Below are 21,498 nucleotides of genomic sequence, written 5' to 3'. Positions count from 1 at the left end.
CATGAAAAGATTAATCTCCATCATTATTCTTGCAGTGTTTGTGAGTTCCTGTGGATTAGGAAAGCAGATGACACGCGAGTCGCAATATGCCTCCTTGTATGAGAATATGCCTGCAACTATTCTTGTCATGCCTCCCATTAATAATAGCTCCAATGTTGAGGCCAAAGATTTGCTGTATACATCCATAAGTCGTCCTCTTGTGGAAGCCGGATACTATGTGATTTCACCCCTTCTTGCAATGGATGTTCTTAAGTCAGAGAGTGCTTATGATGCAGAACTTTTCATAGATAAGCCACTGACAATGTTTAGGGACTATTTTGGTGCTGACGCAGTGGTTTTCTCTCAAATTGATGATTGGACTAAGCGAGGATTGGGAATTGAAACAAAGATTCGATACATCATTAAGTCTACAATTACGAACGAAATACTATTTGACCGTAGTTGTGATCTTTATCTTGATCTTCAGCAAAATTCTGGAACAGGTAGTACATTCAGTGCTTTTGTAGATCTTGTAGCATCCGTCATTGTTACTGCAACAACCGACCATATTGTAGCTGCAAGAAAGGCAAACTACTATATCTTCAAGGATGTGCCTCATGGGAAATATAGCCCCTTGTATCTGAAAGATAAGGATGTAGTAGTCGAGGATAAAGATGTCAAGAAAAGGGTCAAATAGAACTCTTGTGCAATTCCATTATGCCTTGTTCTCTTATCTTGCAGATCCTGTAATAGATCCCTTTGACACCTTGTTTGGGTGAAATAATAAGAGTATGGGAAGGGCAAGTGTTCCGAAATATCTACCCTCTGAAAGATGCTTGTTAGCTTGAAAAAGCTCCTTGTATGTGAGACTTGATGACAAAAGTTTGGTAGTATCAATATAATTGCTACCTTTGCAGCGCATTTGATCGCGGAGTGGAGCAGTGGTAGCTCGTTGGGCTCATAACCCAAAGGTCGTAAGTTCGAGTCTTGCCTCCGCAACTAAATAAGGACCACCATAAGATTTTAGGATCTTTATGGTGGTCTTTTTATCTAATAGCTGAGAGCTTTCCCTTTGAGACTATTGCATAAAGAGAGATTGCTAACTACCTCCTAATGGTTTGTTTGGGCTATCTTTGCGAGGCAGTGCGGAGTGGGTTTGTGAGGATATTGTAGCAAGGCTCACGGCTTTTGGGCAACTTTTGACTTCGGCTGTTTGTTGCTACAGGAAAAGAAGTGTAATTCGCAATCGAGTCTGATGATAAAAAAACAAAACAAACCATCTCCTCCAAAAGGAGGCAGGGGGTTCAATCCAATCTGGATATACGTGGGCATATTTGCTGCCTTGATTGCTTTCTGGGCTATATCCGGAGAGATGAATAGGTACAGCAAAGAGTTGAGTTGGAATGAATTTCAAGCCATTGCCAAGCGGCAAGCATTCAGCAAAGTATCTGTGGATAGAACAACCAACTCTGCGGAGGCAGTTGTACGCCCTCAAATGGTGGATAGTGTTTTCCAACCTGGAGATTTCCCGGCTCGAACTGTGAGTAATCAGAATCGAGAATATGTAGTACGTACGATTATTCCTTCGGTAGATAAATTCTCCGATTTTTGCGATGAGAACCACTTGGAAGCGGAGATCTCCTATGTAGAGAAAGGTTTTAGCCTGTGGTCTATCTTACTCAATTTTGGCCCATTCCTCTTGTTGATTCTCTTTTGGATCTGGATGATGCGTCGCATGAATTCCGGTGGAGGAGCCGGTGGTGGAGGTGTGTTCAGTGTGGGTAAGTCAAAGGCCCAGCTCTACGATAAGACGGGTGTGAATGTATCTTTTGCCGATGTTGCCGGTCTCAAAGAAGCTAAGCAGGAGGTTGAGGAAATTGTGCATTTCTTGAAAAATCCGAGCAAATACACCGAGTTGGGGGGGAAGATACCCAAAGGAGCTTTGCTGGTAGGCCCTCCGGGTACGGGCAAGACCTTGCTGGCCAAGGCAGTGGCAGGAGAGGCGCATGTTCCATTCTTCTCTATGTCCGGATCGGACTTTGTAGAGATGTTTGTCGGTGTAGGAGCCTCTCGTGTAAGAGATCTTTTTAAGCAGGCCAAGGAGAAAGCCCCTTGTATCATCTTTATAGATGAGATAGATGCGGTGGGGCGAGCTCGTGGTAAGAATGGTAATTTCGGAGGAAACGATGAGCGAGAAAATACGCTTAATCAGTTGCTTACCGAGATGGACGGATTTGGCACCAACTCGGGGGTGATCATCTTGGCTGCGACGAACAGGGCCGATATTTTGGACAAAGCTCTGCTCAGAGCCGGGCGCTTTGACCGTCAGATCTATGTGGATTTGCCTGATCTGAATGATCGAAAAGAGATCTTCCTTGTTCACTTAAAGCCTATCAAGACCGATGCTACCGTGAATGTCGACCTTTTGGCTCGACAAACACCTGGCTTTAGCGGAGCCGATATTGCCAATGTTTGTAACGAAGCTGCTCTTATTGCAGCTCGTGAGGGTAAGGCTTTTGTCGGTTGGCAGGACTTTATGAATGCAGTAGACCGTATCGTTGGAGGGCTGGAGAAGAAAAACAGGATCACCACGGCAGAGGAGAAGAAAAGTATTGCTATCCATGAGAGTGGTCATGCTACAATTAGCTGGATGCTTGAGTATGCGAATCCTCTGGTGAAAGTGACGATTGTTCCCCGAGGTAAGGCTTTGGGGGCTGCATGGTATCTCCCCGAAGAGCGACAAATCACCATTACAGAGGCTTTGTTGGATCAGATGTGTGCAACCTTGGGAGGCCGAGCTGCAGAGGAACTTTTCTTGGGACGTATTTCCACCGGAGCTGCCAATGATCTTGAGCGAGTGACACAGTTGGCCTATGCCATGGTGACTATATATGGGATGAGCTCCAAGTTGCCCAATCTGAATTACTATGCCATGCAGGGTGATGGCTACAATTTTACCAAACCCTACAGCGAGTCTACCGCTATGCTTATAGATGAGGAGGTGCAGCGGATTATAAATGATCAGTATGACCGGGCGAAGAGGATTTTGCAGGAAAATAAGGAGGGACATGCCCGACTTTCCGACCTTCTGCTTGAGCGAGAAGTCATCTACACAGAAGACGTAGAAAAGATCTTCGGAAAACGTCCATGGAAGTCCCGTACAGATGAGTTGCTTTCTTCCTCGTCGGAGGTAACTGTCAAGGACGAACCCTCTCCGGTAGAGGAGTCTGATCCTCATTTGCCCGACAAAGAATCGTAATAAAGACTTTATAGCACGATGAAGACCTTGATTATTCGCTCCATCTCAGGCCTGGTATATGTGGCACTGCTTGTTTGTCCCATTTTTTTCAAATTGCCGGGTTTCTATGTTGCAGTCTTTTCCCTGATTGCCCTATTGTCTTTGAGAGAGTTTGCCTTATTGGTAAATCTGAATCGTAAACGCTGGCTGCGTACCATATTAGATTGTCTGGCTGGGGCTTACCTTTTTATGGGGCATCTGCTATACTGCACGGACACGATGGGGATAGAGGTCTTTTTCCCCTACCTTTTCTATCTGTTGTACACTTTGATCCGCAATATCTATTCGGATAGAGAACAGATGGTACGAGATACATCCTTGACTTTTATGGGGCAGGCTTATGTTGTGTTGCCTTTGCTTTGTGCCAATTTGATTGCCTTTGGACCTCATACCACCTCTTTTCAGGATATGAGAGTCGGGTTGTTGCTCACTGTCTTTGTGTTGATCTGGGTCAATGATACTTTCGCATTCCTTTCCGGCTTGTCTTTTGGTCGCAGGAAACTTTTCCCCTCAGTCTCTCCCAAAAAGACTTGGGAAGGTTTTTTAGGCGGTGTATTGGCAAGCATGATAGCAGCGACTTTAATAGGCCGCTTCTTGATAGAAGGAGGTGGTGGGTCGAATTTTTTGATGTGGCCATTGCTCGGACTGATTGTTTCTGCGACTTCGACTTGGGGAGATTTGTTTGAATCCAACCTAAAGCGTTTGGCTGGTGTCAAAGACTCTGGAAACTTGATCCCGGGGCATGGAGGGATGCTTGATCGTATAGATAGTGCTCTTTTTGCTTTGCCTGCAGCTTTTTTTGTCTACACCGTATTTATCCCGTAGATCATTATCGCCACCACGGGACAGCAGGTGTTCTTGTGAAGTCCAACAATATAAATAGCAGCTCGGATCATGGAAGAACATTCAACAACTGATACCTCCAATAATCAACCGGAAGAACAGGAGAGAGGTACCTTCTCTATACTGTGTGAGTTAAAGGAACGATTTCTCCATATCATCAACCTGAAGGAGGGACGGGAGGATGATCAGTGGATTATCGAGAATATAAAGGCCGATGTCGATTTTCGAGGATCTAAATTGTGGATTCTTGTTTGCGCTATTTTCATCGCATCGTTAGGGTTGAATGTCAATTCTACGGCCGTAATAATAGGAGCGATGTTGATTTCCCCTCTCATGGGGCCTATCATCGGTTTTGGTTTGGGGTTGGGAATCTCCGATTTTGCCCTAATCAAACGCTCTTTGCGCAATTTAGCCTTGACAACGGTTTTCAGTATCCTAACGGCTACGATCTATTTCCTCATCTCTCCTCTTAATCAGGCTCAATCCGAATTATTGGCCCGTATTCAGCCGAGCATCTACGATGTATTGATAGCTTTTGTCGGTGGTGCCGCCGGTATGATTGCCGGTAGTAACAAGAGCAAAGGGAATGTCATCCCGGGTGTGGCTATTGCTACAGCTCTTATGCCTCCTCTTTGTACAGCCGGCTATGGCTTGGCAACTTGGCAGATGCAGTTCTTTTTCGGAGCTTTTTATCTCTACATCATCAATTCTGTTTTTATTGCAGCTGCCACTTTCCTTTTCGCCCGTCTTTTGCACTTGCCTCGTAAGGTGTTTGTGGACAAAGAGAAAGAGAGAAAAGTGCGCCGATTAGTGACCGTTTTTGCTGTCGGAACTATTTTGCCCAGTATATACCTGAGCTATGGGATGATCCGTGAAAGCTATATGGAAGACGCCGCCATACGCTTTGTGAAGGAGCAATTCAATGATCCACAAACACAAGTGATAGGTAGTCAGTTGCACAAAGAAGAGAAAGGCAGACATCGTTTGGAGGTAATTCTTTTCGGAGCCAGTTTGTCTGATGTGGAGATTGAGGATTTGTCTGCCAAGATGCCGAATTATGGTTTGAATGATGTCTCTCTGATTGTTAAACAGGGCTTTGAGCAGGAGGCAGATATGAAAGAGTTGCGAGAGGTATTGCTCAGAGATATGTATGATAACAGCGAGCGAATAATTACACGTCAGCGTTTGCAGATAGACTCTCTGACAGCCGTACTATCGTCTTACTCCAAATATGCTCAAATAGAAAGACAGGTGAGTAAAGAGGCTTCGCAGCTTTTCCCTTCGGTCAATTCTACTTTGCTTGTTCCCTCGGCGGCATACATCAGTGGTCAGGATTCCACTCTTACAGTGATCGTTGAAGCCGGCAACAAACTGAGTGAGAAAGATCGTCAGAAACTGGAATCCTGGCTCCACACCCGCACCGATGCCAAGAAGTTGAGAATGGTCGTAATGAATGCTACTCCGTGACACTGCACGGTATAGGAGGAGAGGTGCATCTCCTTTCTCAAGTGTGAGTTTCTATCGTGTTTATGGCAAATGGAAACTTTGCTACCTTTGCAAGGCTGTACTCGGGGGAGTTTGCTTTTGAAGTCTTGCTCCATAGTAGCCGGCATAAGTGATATTTTTAGTAACGTTTAAGTATTCAGCTGATTGAGATGAACAAATTCTATGCGAATGTAATACCCAACAAGTTCTTCGTTACCAAAGGAAGTGGCGAATCCGATTTGGAGCTTCATGCCGGCTCATACCATATGGCTCTCTACGATGCCGGTATTTCGGATTTTAATATCATGACTTACTCCTCTGTCTTACCCGCTACTGCCCATTTGGCAACGATGGATGAGATCGATTTACCTCCCTTCGGATCTGAAATGAAGACTATCATGTCTGTCTCTCATGGTTTCCAAGATGAGTTCGTTTCTGCCGGTGTGGTGTATGCTTGGATGTACAAAGACGAAAACTTCGATGAGAAAGTCGGAGGTTTGGTTTGTGAGGTAAGTGGTCGTTACCGTATTGAAGAGTTGGAAAGCCGTCTGATACGTGTTATCAACGATCTGCACCGAAAGACATATTCTCAGTATTACCTTGGTGAGCTGAATTTTATCACGGAAGGGATCACTATAGAGAAACGCTATGGGACAGCCTTGGCAGCTCTCTGTTTTGTGGACTTTATTACACCAGAGATACAAGTCAATCCGGAGCATTGATTCTTTTTGATTTTTTACTAAAAACAGGACACCCTTTATGCAATGTTTCGTAGAGGGTGTTCTTTTTTTAGAAGGATAGAGATGAAAGACGGATTTTTTTTCTACATTTACCTCGCGCTTTCGGGGTCCTTTTGTGAAATATTCTTGCTCATATATAGGGAGGACTAAAGATGTAAGTTTTTTTAGGTGTAGAAAACATAAAGTTTTAGTTATGAAAAAGATTACAAGATTTTTCTCTGGAGGGTTATTTGTTGCTTTGGTCATCTTATTGTCTGGGTTGTTGCCATGGCAGGTTGCTGCTCAGTCTGACAAAAATGTCATTACAATAGAAACAAAAAAAGAGATAGGGGTAGAAATCAAATTGAAGATCTCTGCTGAGGGTAGCGTAACCATCAAGGGAGTAAAAGATCCTGAGAAATTCCAAAATGGTAAGGAGATCGTTTATAGAGTTGATAATTCCAAGATTCAGATTGAGGGGAATGTAACTGATTTCCAGTGTCGATTTGGAGAGCTTTCTGCTCTTTTCATCTCAAATCATACTTCGATTGTCAATTTGGTATGTAACAACAACAAGTTGACGAAGTTGGATGCTTCGAATTGTGAGAAGTTGGAAAGTTTGAAATGCTACAATAATCGCTTGGAAGCATTGAATGTTTCTGGCTGTACTTCCCTAAAGGAGTTGGATGCTAGCAACAATACGATATCAGAAACAAATTTTGCTAAATGCCAAAGCCTTGTATCGTTGATATGCAGTGAAAATAGTCTAGCAGAGATAAATCTTGAGGACTGTAGATCTTTGGAAGAAGCACGCCTTCAAGAGAATGCCCTTAAAGGCTTGGATGTTAGTAATAATAAAGCCTTGAAGAAACTATCCTTGCACACTAACTTTATCCAAGGGGATAGAATGAGGACTCTCGTTAATAGTTTGCCCGAACGGGATAATAAAAATCGAGGAGAATTGGTAGTGGTAAACCAATATGGAGATAATAATGTATGCCTCGTGGAAGATGTGGAAATTGCAAAAAATCGCAAGTGGGATGTCCTAAATAGAGAGAGGGGTTTTTACCCCGGGCGTGCTCCGATAGGGAATGGTGTAACTCGGTTGATCTTCGATGAGTCTGTCGAAGTTGGTCGTGTAATCAATCTCAACATCAAAACAGTAGAAGGCGATTTTGATGTTGAGGGGGCTTGGGTGAAGAGTGCTACATCTTGGAATAGTACCTATGTAATTACTTCTAAAGAGCTGGTGATAAAGGGAGACTTATTAAGATTGAGTTGCAATAGGAATGACTTGAAGAGTGTTGATATTACCGCTTGTCCTACAATGTCTTCTTTGGATTGTAGTGTAAATAAACTCACGAGCTTGAAGATCTCACCCAATTCATCTCTCACAAGGATAAGCTGTTATTCAAATCAGCTTGTAGGAGAGGAAATGGTTGATATGCTTAATAATTTGCCCGATTTATCTTCTGCTCCCCAAAAAGGAGAATTGTATGTGATTAATACCAAGGCTCAACCGAGAGATAAGAATGTTTGTACTCCAGAGGATATCAAGATACCTTACGGGCGTGGTTGGATTGTATATGACCAAAAGGGGAATGATGTCGTGGAATTCCCAGGTCGTTACCCCCTGTCTGTTGCAAGTGATATGAAGTCGGGATCTGTGAAGCTGTATCCTAATCCTGCACGAGCTTTCCTGAATATAGAGGGCTTACCGGTTGGCACCATGGTGCATGTATATTCTCTTGTCGGGGAAAGGCTTCTTTCCGCCGAGAGTTCTGTGGTGGGCAAGATGACTCTTGATGTTTCTAGTTTGCCTCGTGGAGTCTATCTATTGTCTGCAGGAGAGACGGTTTTCCGTGTTACATTGAAGTAAGTGTAGGTACGCTTTTTAGTCGCTGTCCTGCGTATTGAAGGGAAAGTGTATATGCGAGCATCCCACAGCCTCCTATCAAGTTGTGGGATGCTCGTTTCTGAGAAACTTGAAGAGACTGCTGCATAGCACGGACACTTGCTTAGTTGTTTTTGATATTCGAGCTTGGCATAACGAAAAGTATACTTTTTATTCTCGTTTTCAATTTCTTGCATTTTCCGTATCCTGTAGAGTCAATGAAATGGTAAGTTTTAATGGTTATTTCGAGGCTTATGCAAAATTCTTTTTAGAGAAGGAATACAGGGAACCATTAGTTTGTTGAACAGTCTCATTCGGAAGCTTTTATTCCTTCAAACCGTTGTTTATTGCAACGCAAAGCTCTACCTTTGCCGAAGTGATTATTCCAAACCTAAAACAGTGTTTCTATTATGAAGACTAGTGAAATCATGGCCCAGCTTGAAGCCAAGCACCCGGGCGAAAGCGAGTTCCTTCAGGCAGTTCGTGAAGTACTTCTTTCAGTTGAGGAAGTTTACAATCAGCACCCTGAATTTGAAAAGAATGGTATCATCGAGCGTATTGTAGAGCCCGATCGTATCTTCACTTTCCGTGTGCCTTGGGTAGATGATGCAGGTAAGGTGCATGTTAATATCGGTTACCGTGTACAGTTCAATAATGCTATTGGGCCGTACAAGGGGGGGATTCGATTCCATCCATCTGTAAACCTCTCTATCTTGAAATTCCTCGGATTTGAGCAGACATTCAAAAATGCTCTTACAACACTTCCTATGGGTGGAGGAAAGGGTGGTTCAGACTTCGCTCCTAAAGGACGTAGTGAAGCCGAAATCATGCGTTTCTGCCAAAGCTTCATGACCGAGTTGTGGCAAAATATTGGTCCTGACACGGATATTCCTGCAGGTGATATAGGTGTAGGTGGTCGTGAGGTGGCTTATATGTATGGTATGTACAAGAAGCTCGCACGCGAATGTACAGGTACGATGACCGGTAAGGGCTTTGAATTTGGAGGCTCTCGTCTCCGTCCTGAGTCTACAGGTTTTGGTGCCGTATACTTCGTACACAATATGTGCAAGGCTCACAACATCGATCTCAAGGGTAAGACTGTAGCAATCTCCGGCTTCGGTAATGTGGCTTGGGGTGTAGCTATGAAGGCTACCGAATTGGGTGCCAAGGTTGTAACCATTTCTGGTCCTGATGGATACGTATATGATGAGGAAGGTATCAACACTCCTGAGAAGTTCGCCTGCATGCTTGAACTTCGTTCTAGCGGTAATGATGTTGTATCTGACTATGTGAAGAAGTTCCCCAACGCTAAATTCTTCGCAGGTAAGAAGCCTTGGGAGCAGAAAGTAGATATCGCCATGCCTTGTGCTACTCAAAACGAGATGAATCTCGAAGATGCCAAGATGCTGCACAAGAATGGTGTAACGCTGGTTGCCGAAACTTCTAACATGGGTTGTACAGCTGAAGCAAGTGAATACTATGTAGCACAGAAGATGCTCTTTGCTCCAGGTAAGGCTGTAAACGCTGGTGGTGTATCTTGCTCTGGTCTTGAAATGACACAGAATGCTATGCACCTCTCTTGGAGCAACGAAGAAGTAGACAAGTGGTTGCACCAGATCATGAACGATATACATGAGCAGTGTGTTACTTATGGTAAGCAAGGCGACTATATCGACTACGTAAAGGGTGCCAACATTGCCGGCTTCATGAAGGTTGCCAAGGCTATGGTAGCTCAGGGCGTATGTTGATGATCGGATCGAAAATATTCAGATCATAAATAATGGAAAAGGGGGGCTCGCAGTTGCTTGTGAGTACCCCCTTTTCTCTGTTTAAATCTCCCCCTACAAAGAGAATGAATCCCATAGCAGTTATAGAGAAATACTATCGACCTGAGACAGAGCTGTATCAGATATTGATGAAACACAGTACCGATGTGGCTGAGTATGCTTGCCGGTTAGCCCAGAAATATGGCTCCGAAGCAAACAAAGACTTTGTCTATGAAGCAGCTATGTTGCACGATATTGGTATTTTCCTTACCAATGCTCCATCCATATGCTGCAGTGGAGAGTCCGGATATATCTATCATGGTATCCTTGGTGCTGAATTGTTGAGACGAGAAGGCTTATTGGAGCATGCTTTGGTGGCTGAACGACATACTGGTACAGGGATTTATCCCGAAGAAATAGCAAGCCGAGGTTTGGATTTTCCTCCTGATAGGATATACTATCCGATAAGTTTGGAGGAGCAGCTTATTTGTTACGCAGATCTTTTTTTTAGCAAAACGAAGCTGGAAGGCCCTAAGAATGTCGAGCAAATCCGGAGATCTGTGAGTAAATGGGGAGAGGAAAGTCTGGCTAGATTTGAAGAAATGCACTCTCGTTTTTCTCTCCTTTGAGAGAAGTGGAGATGATGGAAGGTTGTTTTTCGCTTGAGGAACGAAAGAACCAGAAAGATCTTTCATGAGATTAATGACTACCTTTGCCCAATGTATATAACAGATGTGTACACTGCATAATTTTGGTCGTATGGCGCAGCCGCTGAGTATTTCCTTTGGGAGAGTGCGAGGGATGTTGCTTCTGCTTCTGACTTTGCTGTGGGGGATAGCCTTTTCTTCTTCTGCCGCAGAGAGACGATCGCAGAAGTCTTTTGTTGTGGTTGTAGATGCCGGACATGGAGGACACGATGCCGGCACTTGTGGAAACGGACTCAAAGAAAAGGATATTACTCTTGATATTGCACTTAAGGTAGGGCACTCTATTAAGGCTCGTTACCCTCAGGTCAGGGTGTTGTACACTCGAGACAAGGATGTTTTTGTCAAACTCCATGAGAGAGCCGGATTTGCTAATCGCAATAAGGCCGATCTTTTCATCAGCATACATGTCAATAGTGCTCCCAATAAGGCTGTTTATGGTACAGAAACCTTTGTCTTGGGATCGGACAAGGCAGACAAAAATGAGATTGTAAACGAGACGAACTTGAGAGTTGTGATGAGAGAGAACCAAGCAATCACCCTCGAGGATGACTATCGAGAGACTTACCATGGATTTGATCCTTCATCTACAGAGAGTTATATTGCTTTCTCCATGATCAAGAACATACACTACGACCAGAGTGTGGAGCTGGGCACTTATATTCAGGAGGCTTATCACAGTGCCGGTCGTAAAGCAGATCGAGGTGTAAGGCCTGGAGATTTGTTGGTTGTTCGCAATGTGGCGATGCCCAGTGTATTGACGGAAGTTGGCTTTATTACAAATAAATCGGAGGCGCAGTTTATGGCCGGTCAGACCGGACGCAAACAACTGGCTGATGCCATTGTTAGAGGGTTTGGGAGGTATTACCGTCGTTTTACCGGATCGGTTTCGGAGACGACTGTTTCCGAAGATTCAACAAAAGAGGAAAAAGTTGTGGGTGATGATTCAGGAAAGGATGAGAATGCCACTGAGGTTGCACCCGAAACGACTGTCCGGACTTCTGAAAAAACTCCCAAGCAGGCGTCTCAAACTCAGGGGACAACCTATGGGGTACAACTCATATCGGCAAGCAAAAAGGTCAAAGTCAATGATCCTCAGTTTAAGGGCTACGCAGTGCGTTGCGAACTGGTGGGCAAGCGCTATGCTTACATCCATGGATCTGTGAACAGCCTCGACAAAGCCAAACAGCTAAGAAAAAAGGTGCGTAAGCATTTCAAAGACGCTTTTATCGTTCGTTACAAGGATGGAAAGCGGGAAGAAGCAATCTACTGAACTTGAGTGCAATACAACAGTCTAAATCTCTCAATACCATAATCATGAAACTTTCGGAGAAAACCAAAATAGGTATCCTCGCTATTCTTGCTTTGATACTCGTTTATTTCGGTATCAATTATCTCAAGGGAATCAACTTGCTCAAAAAACCAAATATTTATCATGTCTCTTTCGAGGAAGTTCACAACGTCAATAAGGCTTCTCCCGTGTTGATAGATGGCTATAAGGTGGGGATTGTCAAGGATATGATTTTTGACTTTAAGAAAGGTCGTGGGATCACATTGGTGTTGGATCTTGTCTCGGATATGAAAGTCGAGAAGGGCACTTCGGTAGCTATAAAGCAAACAGCTCTCAGCGGTGCAGAGGTGCATCTATCTCGTCCGGAACAGGGAGGGCAGGGCTACCACTCCGTAGGAGATACCTTGCTGGCATCACCAGGTAGTGGAGATATTCTGGCTATGACCAATAATAAGATTATGCCGGCCATTGTAAATCTGCTTCCTAAGGCAGACTCTCTGCTGTCAAGTCTTACTCGGTTGGCAAACAGTTCGGAGTTTAGTACCATCCTGCTGAGTCTAGAGCTCAGTGCCAAGGAACTCAATAAATCAATGGCACAAATCAATCAGGTTGTGAGGAGAGATTTCGACCCTATGATGGCCAACCTGAATGAGACAGCCGGTAACATCAAACAAGTTTCGGAAACCCTTTCCAAGGTAGACATGGATCGTATACATCAGACGCTTTCGGATCTCAGTGCAATGACGCACGAACTGAAGCGAGCTGTCGCGCAACTTGAAAAGACGGATAATATAGCTGGCCTATTACTCAATGATGACAAATTATACAAGCGTATAGATAGTCTGGCGAATAGTGCGGATATGTTGATGAAGGATATACGAGAAAATCCGAAACGCTATGTACATTTCTCAATCTTTTGATTGAAACCTTAGCTCTCCCTTGTTGTTTTTATCTTTCTGGCCCGAGACTTTATCTCAATTCTGAATGGATTTTTTCTCTTCGCTCGACTTCTCGAGAGTTTGGGAGCTGCTTTGCTATGACCCACAGTCTCCTATTATCTTTTCCGGAGGCTTGTTTTTTCTCCTCTTCCTTCTGTTTCTCCCTATCTATATGATGCTCAGGCGTACAACCTTGTTGCGCATCATGTACGTTACCCTTTTCTCTCTCTTTTTCTATTACAAGAGCAGTGGCGTATATGTTGGCCTTTTGGTATTAGCTGCAAGCAGTGATTTTTTGATAGGATCGTTGCTATTCAAAACAGCTGATCAAAAAAGAAAAAAGCTCTGGGTTGCTCTCAGTATGTGTATCAATCTGGGAGTTCTTGCCTACTTCAAATACTTCAATTTTTTGTTGGATTTGTCCACCAATATTCTCCAAAATGTGGGGGACTGGTGGGGAATAGCCGAGTTGTCAGCTATCGAATACACTCCCATGGACATATTCCTGCCCGTGGGTATATCATTCTATACATTTCAGACGATGAGCTATATCATAGATATATACAGAGGTCGAATCAGGCCCCTAAATCGCTGGATTGATTATTTGTTTTATGTGTCGTTTTTCCCGCAATTGGTAGCTGGCCCGATTGTACGGGCGCGGGATTTTATCCCTCAAATCTACAAGAAGCCTCTCGTTACAAGGAGTGAGTTCGGCGAAGGATTGTTTTTGATTATTTCCGGATTACTCAAGAAAGCCGTCATCAGTGACTATATCAGTCTGAATTTTGTAGATCGCATTTTTGATCAACCCTTGCTCTATCATGGGGTTGAAAATTTAATGGGGATTTACGGATATACTTTGCAGATTTACTGCGATTTTTCCGGGTATTCCGATATGGCTATTGGCATAGCTCTTTTGTTGGGTTTCCGTTTTAACATCAACTTTGATGCACCCTATCAGTCGGCTACTATTACCGAGTTCTGGCGCAGGTGGCATATTTCTCTCTCTTCCTGGCTCAAAGATTATCTCTATATATCGCTTGGAGGAAATAGAAAAGGAAAGTTCCGTACCTATCTCAACTTGCTTATTACGATGTTGCTGGGAGGCCTATGGCACGGAGCCGCTTTGAGGTTTGTGTTGTGGGGAGCCATACATGGCACGGCCTTGGCTGTACATAAATTTGTGATGCATCTGTTCCCTCGTGCTAAGGCCGAGGGCGGAGATATGAAGCCTTTGTGGCGATTCTTAGGTGTAATATTCACTTTTCATCTTGTAGCTTTCAGTTGGGTACCTTTCAGGGCCGCTAATATGGAAACTGTGGTCCAGATTTTCTCTCAAATCATACATGATTTCCAGCCACAAGTCTTCTCTCAAATGTTGGTTGGATACCCCTACGTTTTTCTTCTTATGCTATTGGGCTATTTGGCTCATTTCACCCCTAAGAAGTGGGATTTGGGCATACGCTCTGTAGTCAGTCGTTCTCCTTTTGTGCTCCAAGCATTCTATCTGTTGATTGCTGTCTTTATTGTTTTCCAAATAAAGAGTGCGGAAGTACAGCCTTTTATCTATTTCCAATTCTGATAACACTCCTGTCCAAATACCTATTTATGGGTAGTTTTTTGGTGTATAAATGCCCCTCTGCAGGGGGCATAAATTCGTACTTTTGGACCCAAAGAGTTTCGGTTTGAGCATGGCATCTTTCCGGCAGGCTGTAAGTTCTTATCAAAGGGTCGGCCTAAATCCTCTTTTTGCTATCACAAATGAAATTGTCAGAATTAAAAACAGGCCAGCGAGCTGTTATTAAGGCGGTAGGGGGTAGAGGAGTCTTTCATAAGCGCATCATGGAGATGGGGTTTATAAAAGGCAAGGAAGTAACGGCTGTATTGGTAGCTCCTCTTCAAGATCCGGTCTACTACAAGATATTGGATTATAATGTGTCTCTGCGCCGAGAGGACGCTAAGCGCATTGAGGTAGAGTTGCTCCCCACAGTCGCTCATCAAGAATTTGTGGAATCCTCCTTCTCCATTACTTCTGAAGAGGAGGCTATTAACGTTTCTAGCGAAAGAGATGCTATCACTTACCCTTACCCGGATAGGCAGCATATACGTGTAGCTCTTTTGGGAAATCCCAATTGTGGCAAGACTTCTCTATTCAACCAAGCAAGCGGAGCACATGAGCATGTCGGGAATTATAGTGGAGTGACGGTAGAGGCCAAGACAGCCCACTTCACACACCGAGGGTGTCGCATCGAGATTGTAGATCTTCCTGGTACTTACTCTCTGTCTCCATACAGTCCGGAGGAGCTTTATATCAGGGAATATCTCACCGGAGATTCTCGCCCGGATATTATCCTGAATGTAGTGGATACGACAAATCTGGAACGTAATCTCTACCTCAGTGTACAGGCCAAGGAAATAGGTTTGCCTATCGTAATGGCCTTGAATATGTACGATGAGTACGAGAAGAGTGGAGACAGGCTCGATCACCGGCAGCTTTCCACACTGCTTGGGATCCCGATGGTTCCTACTATTTGTCGAACTTCTCGAGGATTGGAAGAGTTGTTCGATTGTATCCTAAGGGTTTACAATTCACAGGAATCTCGTTTGCGGCCTATCAGTATTGACTATGGAAGTACTTTGGAACCGGTCATTGAAAAGCTAAGTCGTACTGTGGCTGAACATCTGGGAGATTTGCCAGTTGGCTTGTTGCCTCGTTATGTGGCTATAAAATTGGTGGAGGGAGACAGCCACACCGAGGATTATATTAGGAAGCGTTGCAAAAAGGCTGACTTTGTGATTGCAGCGAGAAACTTTGCTCTAAAAAATGTCGAAGATGAGTTGAGTGGAGAAGAATCTCCCGAGACAGTCATTACCGATCGTCGATATGGCTTTATCGCCGGAGCTTTGCGTGAGACGTATATCGCACGACATAAAACGGCACATACATTCTCAGACCGGATTGACCATTGGATTGCTCATAAGGTGTGGGGGTTCCCGATCTTTTTGCTTTTCATGTTCATTATGTTCGAGGCCACTTTTGTTCTCGGTGCTTATCCAATGGACTGGATAGAACAGGGTGTTGCCTTGTTGGGCGATGCCATAGGCAATCTAATGCCTGATGGGTCGTTCAAGGATCTACTGCTCGATGGCGTGATAGGAGGGGTAGGGGGAGTGATTGTCTTTTTGCCGAATATCTTGATCTTGTACTTCTTTATCTCACTCATGGAAGATAGTGGCTATATGAGCCGAGCTGCTTTCATTATGGATAAGTTGATGCATAAGATGGGGTTACATGGAAAATCCTTCATCCCCCTTGTTATGGGATTTGGTTGCAATGTGCCGGCAATTATGGCTACACGAACAATCGAAAGCCCCAAAAGTCGAATGATCACTATGCTTGTGTTGCCTTTGATGAGTTGTTCCGCGAGGTTACCTGTGTATTTGTTGTTAGCCGGAGCCTTTTTCCCTCAGTACGCAGGATTGGCCTTGTTCTCTATCTACTTACTGGGGATTGTGTTGGCTATTTTCATGGCACGACTTTTCAAAAAGACATTGTTTGCAGGGGAGGATATGCCTTTTGTCATGGAGCTTCCCCCATACCGTTTGCCGACATCTCGTTCGGTACTTATCCATATGTGGGAAAAGGGAAAGCAATACCTGCGCAAGATGGGTGGAGTCATTTTGCTTGCCTCTATTGTCATCTGGTTTTTGGGCTATTTCCCTCGCAATGATGAGCGAGACTTTAGCACTTTGGCACAGATAGATCATGTAGAGCAGACTTTGATAGAAGCCGAACAAAGGGCCGTCGTTGAGAAAAAGATCGAACCAATAGAAGACGAGGTCTCAAATCTTTCCACTACTGATGAATCGATCCGAGAGAAAGCTGAGCAGATTGTACAGCAGGAGAACTCTTATATCGGACGGATTGGCAAGTGGATAGAGCCGGTGATACGTCCTTTGGGATTTGACTGGAAAATAGGGGTGGCCCTGATCTCCGGAGCTGCTGCCAAGGAAATTGTGGTCAGCACATTGGGCGTTATATATATGGGAGACAATTCGGAAGATGCCGATAACCGGCTGACCGAACGACTTAAGGAAGAGCGCAATAGCCGAGGAGAGCTCTCTTTTACTCCGCTGATTGCGATCTCACTGATGGTCTTTGTCCTTATCTATTTCCCTTGTATAGCCGTGATTACAGCCATAGGCAAGGAGAGCGGTAGTTGGCGTTGGGCTCTCTTTTCTGCTCTTTATAGCTGTGCCTTGGCTTGGCTTATGTCGTTTATTGTTTTTCAGCTTGGTAGGCTCTTCGGCCTGGGGTAAAACAGATGGTGAGTCCGCGCAGATTGCAGTAAGCGCAAGGCACTGAGACTAGGGTTTGTCGTACATTCGTATATGACTAAGCTCGAATGTCGAAAACAATGCAGTGAGTGCCATGTTATGCAACAGCCTTTGTGGTTGTAGTCAACTTTTCATTGGAGAGTGTCTGCCCTTCTTTTCAGGGCAGACACTCTCTTTTTTTGATAGAAAAGATTTGATGGTTTGACTTTTTAGGCTGTTGCATGGCACTCAAAAACTCCTGCCTCCGGCCATTTTGAATGTATATGTTTTGTAAACTCTTTCATCCTCCAAGAATTGGAAAAAGAGAGAAAAAAGAGACTATTGTCAGCAAGTAAACAGCAGTCTTTTTTGTGCCTTATTTTGACCTCTCAAAACCCCGATGAATAGGGCGTTCTGGAAGGGACAAAATTCTCTCCTGAGAAAAATTTTGCTCTCTCCTGTGTTAGTGAAAATTCTCTCAGGAGAGAATTTTGTTCTCTCCCGTGTCAGTAAAAAATGGCTCCTGTTGATATCGAAAAAAGAGTGGGAAACCCCAGTAAAAGACCTCCAATTTGAGCAAGGGAAATCCCTTAAATCGAAAACGAAAAGATGCAAAAAGAAATAGAAAGCAACACTCTGGAAGGCTGCCTTATGAAATGCAGATAAGTCGAGAAAAATGCAGTCGGAAACCCACACGGAGAGCTTGTACAATCCGGAAGAGAATAGATTGTAATACTCTCTCCATTGGGTGGAGAGAGTAACAAAGGGAAGCTGTCATTGTCTTTGCAATAACAGCTTCCCCTCGGAATGATTCATTTGATCATTGTTGTGGCCGATAAAGATTCGATATAAATACAGCCCATCAATTAGCCCGGGATCTATTGAGAAAGTCAGGATAGCCGGGGCATCCGGCTGGCTACTGATGGTCGTTTGAGGAGTACGTTGGACCACTCTCCCTGTGAAATCGTAGAGCTCGGCATAGCATTGCAGTTCTACAGAAGGCTGGTTGGTCTGTATGGCTATATTCACTTGATCGGAACGCACTGGATTGGGTCTTACTGTTGTTGCCACATCTACCGGACTAAGCCCAGGTACTACCCTAAAGGCGAAATCATAGGTTGTCACGTTATTGAAAATATCCCAAACCGTGAAAGTTGCTGTATGGTCTCCTTCATTCAGCGTTGGCAGCACGAACGCCACTTCTCCCTTTCCACTCTCAAGAGAAGAGGGTGTGAAGTAGCTGTTTAACTCGTGTACGGCTGTTGTTGCTCCATGGATGGAGAGAGAGATACTGTGTCCTGGCCCTAATCCTGAATGGTTGATCCCACTTTTGTCGAAGAGCTTGGCTACAAATAGGGGCGATTCGTTGACTTTGTCTCCGCTTCGGAACTTCTCCACACCGAGATAGCAATGCTCGATTACTGGAGGTTCTTTGTCTTCGACATCTTGGGCCAACCCATGGTCTATGAAGAAAGACTTGTCGTATCCGGTGGCTTCTAACCCTCTCTTTTCGTCATAACAGTAGAAATTAGCTCGTCCCTCGGTTCCGGTGTAAATAAGATCTTTGGGAACAACGAAGCGACATTCAAATCGACCATTGACAACTTCGGCCAAACCTGCATAGATAACGCTCGGATAATCCTGTATGGTTTGGGTTTTCCCAGATTTGTCGGGGAAAGTGGTTAGCTCTTGCCGACTATCGAAGATTGACACATAGAGTTTACCATTGTACTGTTCGTCAAGATTGTCCCCCCCACTCTCCGTTACTTCTCCCTCTATTACCACCGATTGCATGGCTCGTAGGGGGATAAGGTCTTTTCCCCCGCTTGCCAAACCATTGATTTTCTTTACTCTGATTTGGTGGGTTGGTAGGCGTAAGCTTAGGGCCGGATCCCCAATGAGGAAGAAGCTTAACTTGTTGATTGTGTCAGAGGGACTGACATATTCGTTGGGATTCTTGGCCTGAGACAGTACCGAGCCCAATCGATAGCTGCGTTTGTTGAGAGTTTGCTTGAATAGCCTTCCTGTCAAGGCTTGGTTAAGCTCGAAATTAGGCACATCGAGTACCACCCTGGATGTCGTAAAGAGGGCAGGAGCTCCACTTTGTTCATTGAAAAGGACTTCTTCTCCTGCGGATGTAGAGAAATGGTCGAAGTTGCAAAAGTCACAAGTGGCTGTGATCCAGATGGGAAGGTTTTTGTACTTGAAGTTTTTGATCATTTGCAGGGTCAGTAGCTGCTCGTCGGCCCAGCCCTGAGGTCCTCCATGACCATTGTAGTTGATCAGTAAGGCTCCCTTGTTGAGTACATCCATGAGCTTTCGAGTTGCATCCGGTACGGTGGTTTTGCCATTGACGGAGACTAATTTGTACATATCCATCAATACTTTATCAACGATCAGAGACGGGTTTAGCTCTTGCAGGCCATCAGCGATTCTGTTGCTTTGCCTGAAATGAGAGAAGCCGTCTTGGTTGTCAGCAACAAATATGGCTCTGGTTTTCCACTGTCCGGGTTTCCTATCTTCGGCATAGCGGATTGTTTTGGTTACAACGGTATGTGCTTCGGCTAGTGTCCGCACCGGGATGCGCCCAACGCCGATCGTGTATTTTTGTGCTCCTATGGGTTTGTTGGATTCATTTGCATTTAGGGCAGTGAAATAGGAGTCTGCGGTATACGAATCTAGATTGAGTGAATTTTCACTTTGATAGGTGAGCAGGAAGTTGTATCCCTTGGAGCGATATTGTTTCCAATCTGTTGTAACCATACGGTTGTCGTAGCTACCGTCTCCGAAGAGTAATAGCTGTATTGGACAGGGCTTTTCCGAGGTGGAATTTTCTATCAGGTAGCCATCATAATAGGTTTTAGCCAGAAGCCTATAGGCTGTGGCATCGGGTGTACCTCCGGTAAATTCGTTGTACACCTGCTCATCCGTAGCTACAACAACTCTCATCCCATCTGCCGAACGGTGGTATTCGGCAAGTCTTTCTGCTTCTGGTTTGAGCCCGGTCGGGGTGATGATAATCAGATCCGGCCAAGTTTCACCTCTGAGATTTTGATTGGCAACAGGTCCTGTAATTTGGACTTTCCGTGCATCTGATAATCGGAAAGCGATATAAGTAGCTCCTCTGTCTCCCGGGGCTTCATCGACAAAGCCGTAGGTTCCATTGTATGGGCGAAGAGGACAGAGATATGGGTTACCTATTTCAGATGTAGAGAAAACTCTCGTTTCTGAATCGGCTCCATCTATCATGTAGCGCAATGCTTGCCCTTTTTTCTCAGGGCGAGGTAGCTGGTACATAGGTAACTGTTTGCCCGGTGATAGACGAAGTTGGCCATCGATATTCAATTCATAGTAGTCCAGATATACAGATTGCCCGGTTCGAGAATATTTGAGCTCTACCCATAGTTTTTCAGAGGTCGGTTGTACAGCGTCCTTGCTATAGGCAATGCAGTCGTATCCACGGACATAGGAAGAAAAGCGTTCGTTGTTAGGATCGATGCGGGTTTGGATGTCTTCTATCACATGCCGGTTATTCAGGCTCATTGTCATTTTCCCTTCGGTAGATCTGCGAGATACATATCGGAGCTTGGCACGAATATCTCCTGTGGCATGTGGGGGGAGTATCTCTTCAAATTGGTAATCAGTGCGAAAGGCAAAGGATTCACCCCATAGCTTGCGCCCTGAGAAAGCAAGCGAGGTGCGGTCTTCTTCGTGTAACAACACAGCTATTGTAGACCGTTCCTCTCCTTGTGCAGCCTCGGAAGGAGTTTTCTCTTGTATGCGTACAGGATCTGCTGCATCCGACAAGAGATAATAGCCGGATGAACTGTATATATTGGTCGTGTGTTGATAACGCTTTGTCTTACCGTCGTAGTACCAGGTTGTCGTCCCGGGTGAGTAGAAATAGAGAGCATTCCCCTCCCTCAAAGAGGGTTGTGCAGGAAGGTCCGTAGCCTTGATACGACGGAGATCTTCTGGGAGCATTGCCCCTCCATAGCCATATACTCCCACTTTTTCGGGATCTTTGAAGCCGGCTCTACGCAATTCTTCGTCAGTAATGCAATAGACACCACTTTCGGTAACATCTACTTTGACCCAATGCCCTGAATTCATAACCGAAGTTTGAGCAGCCAAAGGAAGAGCCTCCGAAGATGGAGGAGGGAAAGATTGGGCTTGGACCCGAGGAGAAGAAATGAATCCTACTGTACACAAGAGAGAGAGGCAGAGTAGGGATAGGAGGTGGTGGTATCTATGTACGGTCATC

At 44.7% G+C, this 21,498-nt stretch carries 13 protein-coding genes and 1 tRNA gene; 13 read left to right on the top strand and 1 reads right to left on the bottom strand.

All coding sequences use genetic code 11. The annotated features are described in order from the left end of the window. Position 1 precedes the first annotated feature (1 nt). The 13 genes from B5D48_RS05660 (at position 2) to feoB (ending at position 17,237) form a co-directional block, all read left to right on the top strand. A complete protein-coding gene (locus tag B5D48_RS05660; protein WP_023935763.1) occupies positions 2–676 on the top strand; it encodes a GNA1162 family protein in 675 nt (224 codons plus the stop codon). Between the two features lie 230 nt (positions 677–906). Continuing rightward, a tRNA-Met gene (locus B5D48_RS05655) sits at positions 907–978 on the top strand. A 256-nt stretch (positions 979–1,234) separates the two neighbouring features. After that, positions 1,235–3,238 carry an ATP-dependent zinc metalloprotease FtsH gene (gene ftsH / locus B5D48_RS05650; RefSeq protein WP_042120078.1) on the top strand — a complete coding sequence of 668 codons (2,004 nt, stop codon included), beginning with the start codon at positions 1,235–1,237 and terminating at the stop codon, positions 3,236–3,238. An 18-nt stretch (positions 3,239–3,256) separates the two neighbouring features. Further along, the gene (locus tag B5D48_RS05645) at positions 3,257–4,102 is read left to right on the top strand and encodes a phosphatidate cytidylyltransferase (RefSeq protein WP_023935768.1); all 846 of its coding nucleotides are present in this window, start codon (positions 3,257–3,259) and stop codon (positions 4,100–4,102) included. 69 nt (positions 4,103–4,171) lie between these two features. Next, positions 4,172–5,587, top strand: coding sequence for a DUF389 domain-containing protein (locus tag B5D48_RS05640; protein ID WP_023935770.1), 1,416 nt, complete (start codon positions 4,172–4,174; stop codon positions 5,585–5,587). 188 nt (positions 5,588–5,775) lie between these two features. Further along, positions 5,776–6,327 carry a pyruvoyl-dependent arginine decarboxylase gene (locus tag B5D48_RS05635; RefSeq protein ID WP_023935772.1) on the top strand — a complete coding sequence of 184 codons (552 nt, stop codon included), beginning with the start codon at positions 5,776–5,778 and terminating at the stop codon, positions 6,325–6,327. Positions 6,328–6,538: 211 nt separating this feature from the next. Continuing rightward, the gene (locus B5D48_RS05630) at positions 6,539–8,203 is read left to right on the top strand and encodes a T9SS type A sorting domain-containing protein (protein ID WP_023935774.1); all 1,665 of its coding nucleotides are present in this window, start codon (positions 6,539–6,541) and stop codon (positions 8,201–8,203) included. A 425-nt stretch (positions 8,204–8,628) separates the two neighbouring features. Next, positions 8,629–9,966, top strand: coding sequence for an NADP-specific glutamate dehydrogenase (gene gdhA, locus B5D48_RS05625; RefSeq protein ID WP_023935776.1), 1,338 nt, complete (start codon positions 8,629–8,631; stop codon positions 9,964–9,966). Positions 9,967–10,070: 104 nt separating this feature from the next. Continuing rightward, positions 10,071–10,613, top strand: coding sequence for an HD domain-containing protein (locus B5D48_RS05620; protein WP_023935780.1), 543 nt, complete (start codon positions 10,071–10,073; stop codon positions 10,611–10,613). Positions 10,614–10,716: 103 nt separating this feature from the next. Further along, positions 10,717–11,961 (top strand): N-acetylmuramoyl-L-alanine amidase family protein, encoded by a 1,245-nt coding sequence (locus B5D48_RS05615; protein ID WP_023935782.1) that lies wholly within the window; start codon positions 10,717–10,719, stop codon positions 11,959–11,961. A 44-nt stretch (positions 11,962–12,005) separates the two neighbouring features. Beyond that, positions 12,006–12,899, top strand: coding sequence for an MlaD family protein (locus B5D48_RS05610; protein WP_042120079.1), 894 nt, complete (start codon positions 12,006–12,008; stop codon positions 12,897–12,899). A gap of 64 nt (positions 12,900–12,963) precedes the next feature. Continuing rightward, on the top strand, positions 12,964–14,499 hold the full coding sequence (locus B5D48_RS05605; protein ID WP_023935786.1) for an MBOAT family O-acyltransferase: 1,536 nt from the start codon (positions 12,964–12,966) through the stop codon (positions 14,497–14,499). A 179-nt stretch (positions 14,500–14,678) separates the two neighbouring features. Beyond that, the gene (gene feoB / locus B5D48_RS05600; RefSeq protein WP_042120080.1) at positions 14,679–17,237 is read left to right on the top strand and encodes a ferrous iron transport protein B; all 2,559 of its coding nucleotides are present in this window, start codon (positions 14,679–14,681) and stop codon (positions 17,235–17,237) included. A 771-nt stretch (positions 17,238–18,008) separates the two neighbouring features. Here feoB and porU read toward each other — a convergent pair. Beyond that, positions 18,009–21,497: a type IX secretion system sortase PorU gene (gene porU / locus B5D48_RS05590; RefSeq protein WP_023935796.1), complete on the bottom strand. Its 3,489-nt coding sequence runs from the start codon at positions 21,495–21,497 to the stop codon at positions 18,009–18,011. Between the last annotated feature and the right edge of the window lies 1 nt (position 21,498).

The organism is Porphyromonas crevioricanis (assembly GCF_900167225.1).
GTDB lineage: Bacteria > Bacteroidota > Bacteroidia > Bacteroidales > Porphyromonadaceae > Porphyromonas > Porphyromonas crevioricanis.
This window is presented reverse-complemented; position numbering and strand designations above follow the sequence as displayed.